We start from the raw sequence: 4061 nt of genomic DNA, 5'->3' as shown, positions 1-4061 counted from the left end.
GACGATCCCCGCGCCCGCCGCACCGCCGAAGCAGACGACCGCCGCCGCAACCAGCTCGCCCTCCGCCAGTCCAAGGACCCGAGGCGGTGGCGCTACACCGGCCAGCGCACCGCCCCCCTCGCCGCCCTCTGGCTCCTCGCCCGCACCCAAGGCGTACGCGGCCCCTGGCGCCCCCTCACCGCCGACGAACAGCACCGCATCGACGTCGTCGCCGCGATGTCCGCCCGCCTGGTCGAGCGCGCCCTCGACATCGGCGACAACCAGGCCCGCCTCGACATCCAGTGCCCGATCTGCGACGGCCCCCTCGACCTCCACGGCGGAGCCGGCACCGCACCCACCGTCCACTGCACCAACTGCGGCCGCACCTGGACCCAGGCGCCGACCTGATGCGCCTTTGAGCCCTGCCTCTGGCGAGCGGCACCCGTTGTCGGTGGCTCATGTCACCCTGCCATCAGCCCACTTGACCCACCACGAGAGGTGCAACCATGGCCGACCAGCTGCTCGAACGCCTTATCAAGCGCGTCAACCTGACCGGAACGTTTTTCGACATCACCATCATTGTCGGCGGCGCAATGATCACAGGCCGGATTGCGCCACGCGTCCAATGGCTCGACGGCAACATCACTCACCTGCAAGGGATCGACTTGGCGGAGTTCGCCGACGACTTCGCACAGGAGGGAGCAGCGCTCGATCACGAGGACTACCTGCTCCTCAGCCAAGCCAGGTACGTGCATGACACCAACATGTTGCCGCCGCACGGCGCAGCATTTCGTGTCCGCCTGAGCGAGGTTCAGGGCTGGATGCTCGGCCGCCTGGCAAAGAGCCCGCGGGCCTGACAGAGCAGCAATCAGGCCGCGTCCCAGATGTGGGCGCGGCCGCCTCGCCACTCGACCCACCGCGGGTCGTCGATCAATGTCTCCGAGTCCGGGAGTCCGGCTCGGCGGAGGAACTCGATCAGGTCGTGGTCGTCGTGGGCCAGGCCGAGGATGTGTCCGTACGCGGTGACGCGGCGGCCGCCGGTCGGTGATGGCTGGTGCACGACGATCGGTGCGGAGCGCATGTCTCCATCGTGCGTCGGCCGGGCGGTCACAGCACGCCGAGCTCGGTGTCCGGCCGGCACTGCTGGCAGGCGAGCCGCCCGTCCTCAGCGAGCAGGCGCAGCACCTGGTCCCGTGGGATCGCCTTCGTCCGGGATCCGGCCATCGTGCACCAGCCCTGGTGCACAGCGACGGTCCGGCGGCCGACGCCGATGCCCTGCTCAACCACGAAGGCCGGCGGCGGGGGCGGGGGCCGGCGCGCGGCGAGCTCCGCCAAGCGCCGCTCCTCAGCGGCGAGCCAGTCGCGGGCCCGGACCAGGTCCTGCTCCCGGACGCGGACCAGGAACTGGAGCTGCTCAACCCTCGAGAAATCTTCGGACACATGTTCGAGTGTACGACCGAAGGCCAGGCAGCACGAAGCCCCCACCCACTGACAGGAGGGTGAGGGCTCGACCATCCAACGCTACTCGGCCAGCCCCTCTTGCTGGCGCCGGCCATCTGACGCTTCCTCCTGCGAGGGCTTCAGGTCGTTCCGCTCCCCTTGCCGGATGGGCCGCGTACGGAAGAACCGCTCGATGGCGCTCCACTCGAAGATCCGCGTACGCCCGTCCTCGAAGACCGGCTTAGGCCAGTCCTCGTTCTGAGCCAGCTGACGGATGCGCGCCGCCCCGACCCTCTTCAGGCCGGCAGCTTCCAGGAGCTCGGGGATTTGGGGGATCGTCACCAACTTCGGCGCCTCCTGGTCGCGCGCTTCCTCCCGTGGGGAGCTGGACATAGCGTCATCCTCTCACAACTTATTAGCGTCAGCGCAAATAAGTGCTACGGTCGTTCCTGTCAGATGCACCACGGCCCCGGTCAGAGGTACGAACTCTGGCCGGGGCCAGCCATCCCCCTGTGTCACCAGGAGGTATGACCATGTCCGAGCCTACCGACCGCACCCAGCCCGACGAAGGGCTCCGCAGGGCCCAGACCGAGCCCGACACCACCACCCGAACCCTGCTCCTCCGCATCGCGACCCGCCTCAGCACCGAGCGCCCCAGCCTCGCCATGCGCGAGGTCACCCGCCTCGCCCTCGCCCTTCGGTTCGCCACCGAGCAGCACGGCTTCGACACCCCCGAGACGAACGCCGCCGAGCAGGAGCTCCTTCGCCACATGCCGCAGGTCGACGACCGCGACATCAGCCGCGGCGAGTACGCGCTCCTCCTCCGCGGCCGCGCCGGCCGCCGCGCCACCCCGACCGAGCGGGTCGCCGAGCTCCACCGCCAGGCCCGCGCGGACTACGCCTGCCGTTCCAAGTCCGGCGCCCGCACCGCCCTGGCCAATGCCCGCATCCACGGCAACGAGGCAGGCGGCACCCGGTGAGCGCCGCCAGCCGCCGCAACGGCTGACACCACCCCGTCACCGGGCCTGCGCCCCCATCGCAGGCCCGGCCACCCGCGCCCACCCGGAGCAGCAGCGTGACCACAGACCAGCTCATCACCTGGGCGGTCGCCCACCCGTGGCCGACCGCCGGCATCACCGCGGCCGCCCTCACCACCCTCATCGCCACCGCGTGGGCCGCCGCCCGCGCCGCGCGCCGCCTCGCCCTCCCGCCCGGCTCGATCCTCGTGGCCGGCCTCGGCGCGATGGTGTGCACCGCCTACAGCGCGGACACGTCCTGGCGGTTCGCCGAGCACCGCCTCGGCATGGCCGACAGCACCGAGCGGGCCGTCATGTTCGCCGCCGGGGAGCTCGCGCTCCTCGCCTGCGCCACCATGGCCCGCGCCACGAAGGCCGCCACCGCCACCGACACCGCGGCAGGCACCACCGGCGTCCCCGGCGTTCTCGTCTGGTGCATCACCGGCGTACAGGTCATTCCCGCGTTCACCGAGTCCGGGCTCGTCGGCGGGCTGGTCCGCGCGTTCTTCGGCCCCGTCATGGCTGGCCTGCTCTGGCACCTCGCCATGGGCCTGGAGATCCGCGTCGCCCGGCCCGAGGCCCTGTCCACCGGTCTGCCCGCGGTCATCAGCCGGGAGCTCCGCGAGCGCCTGCTGTCCCGGTTCGGCCTCGTGACCCGGGACCGTACCGCGGAGCAGATCACCCGCGATCGCTGGACCGGCCGCGCCGTCGACCTCGCCGCATACCTTGCGCACCGCCCCACCGGCTGGGCCTGGTACACCACCCGCCTCGAACGCCGCCTCTCCCGTGCGGTCGGCCGCGCTCAGGTCGGAGCGCACCCGCAGCAGCGGCGCGCGCTCCTGCAACTCCTCTCCGCCCGACTGCACTCCACCGCACTCCCCACCCTCGACCTGCCCTCTCCGTGGGAGATGCGCGAGCCCGCCTCACCGCCCCGGTCGGCCCCCGTTGTGGCGTACGAGCAGCTGCGCCAGATGCAGCCGCTCGACGCAGTCGTCACCGCGGCGAGTGCGCACCCCAGCCTCGGGCCGGACGAACTGCGCCAGGTCCTCCTCGACCACGGCGTGATCGTGTCCGAGACACAGGTCTCCATCGGGCTCCGCGCCAGTGCATCCGCGCACCCGCGCGCACTCAACAGCGCATCCGCCGCAGCTCAGAACCTGTTCGCCGTCCACGCCACGTGGGACGGCAACGACGCAGGGGAGTCGCCCGACGACGGCCCGGATGCGGACTGCGAGGACGTCACGGATGCGGATGCAGACCGAGCGCTCCTGCCCGCTGCACGCCTCATCGACGCCGACCACCGCGCCCGCCACGGACGGCCCGCCGGGCTGCGCGCACTCCAGACAGGGATGCGCATCGGCCAGGCCCGAGCCCAGCGGATGCGCGCACTCCTCGACCAGGAGGTCACCCCGTGACCGACCGCCCGCTCACCCCGACCCGCATCATCCCGGCGGGCGCGCCGCTGCCCGCCCGCGGCCCGCTGCCTGGGGAGGTGCGCAAGGTATGCGGCGAGGTCGACGGCGCGGCCGGTCCAGCGATCGCGGGTGATCTGCTCCGCGGTACGGTCCCGGGTCACGAGGCCGAACCGGGACAGCAGGCGCTCGCGGAGCTCCCGGCTGATGACCG

At 72.0% G+C, this 4061-nt stretch carries 6 protein-coding genes and 2 pseudogenes; 5 read left to right on the top strand and 3 right to left on the bottom strand.

Annotated features, from left to right (window positions below; genetic code table 11):
* Both EAO72_RS42370 and EAO72_RS40335 read left to right on the top strand, forming a co-directional pair.
* Positions 1-387 (top strand): annotated as a pseudogene (locus tag EAO72_RS42370) (hypothetical protein); the annotation flags it as partial.
* Positions 388-485: 98 nt separating this feature from the next.
* Positions 486-836, top strand: a complete 351-nt coding sequence (locus EAO72_RS40335; protein WP_148022359.1) for a hypothetical protein — start codon at positions 486-488, stop codon at positions 834-836.
* A gap of 11 nt (positions 837-847) precedes the next feature.
* Here the strand turns inward: EAO72_RS40335 and EAO72_RS40330 are convergent, their stop codons facing one another.
* The 3 genes from EAO72_RS40330 to EAO72_RS40320 form a co-directional block, all read right to left on the bottom strand.
* Entirely contained in the window at positions 848-1060 is a 213-nt protein-coding gene (locus EAO72_RS40330; RefSeq protein WP_148022358.1) for a hypothetical protein, read from the bottom strand.
* Positions 1061-1086: 26 nt separating this feature from the next.
* Complete coding sequence (locus EAO72_RS40325; RefSeq protein ID WP_148022357.1) at positions 1087-1419, bottom strand: DUF6233 domain-containing protein; 333 nt, start codon at positions 1417-1419, stop codon at positions 1087-1089.
* 81 nt (positions 1420-1500) lie between these two features.
* Positions 1501-1812: a hypothetical protein gene (locus tag EAO72_RS40320; RefSeq protein WP_148022356.1), complete on the bottom strand. Its 312-nt coding sequence runs from the start codon at positions 1810-1812 to the stop codon at positions 1501-1503.
* 140 nt (positions 1813-1952) lie between these two features.
* On the opposite strand from EAO72_RS40320, the gene EAO72_RS40315 reads away from it, so the two are divergent.
* The 3 genes and pseudogenes from EAO72_RS40315 to EAO72_RS40305 all read left to right on the top strand — a co-directional run.
* Positions 1953-2399, top strand: a complete 447-nt coding sequence (locus EAO72_RS40315; RefSeq protein ID WP_148022355.1) for a hypothetical protein — start codon at positions 1953-1955, stop codon at positions 2397-2399.
* A 95-nt stretch (positions 2400-2494) separates the two neighbouring features.
* Positions 2495-3850 carry a hypothetical protein gene (locus EAO72_RS40310; RefSeq protein ID WP_261991861.1) on the top strand — a complete coding sequence of 452 codons (1356 nt, stop codon included), beginning with the start codon at positions 2495-2497 and terminating at the stop codon, positions 3848-3850.
* A pseudogene (locus tag EAO72_RS40305) lies at positions 3847-4061 on the top strand (hypothetical protein); the annotation flags it as partial. The gene EAO72_RS40310 and the pseudogene EAO72_RS40305, both read left to right, overlap by 4 nt.

The sequence above is a fragment of the Streptomyces sp. OR43 genome (assembly GCF_008042275.1).
Classification (GTDB): domain Bacteria; phylum Actinomycetota; class Actinomycetes; order Streptomycetales; family Streptomycetaceae; genus Streptomyces.
Note: the sequence above shows the minus strand (reverse complement) of the source record. Positions and strands in the feature narration are given on the sequence as shown.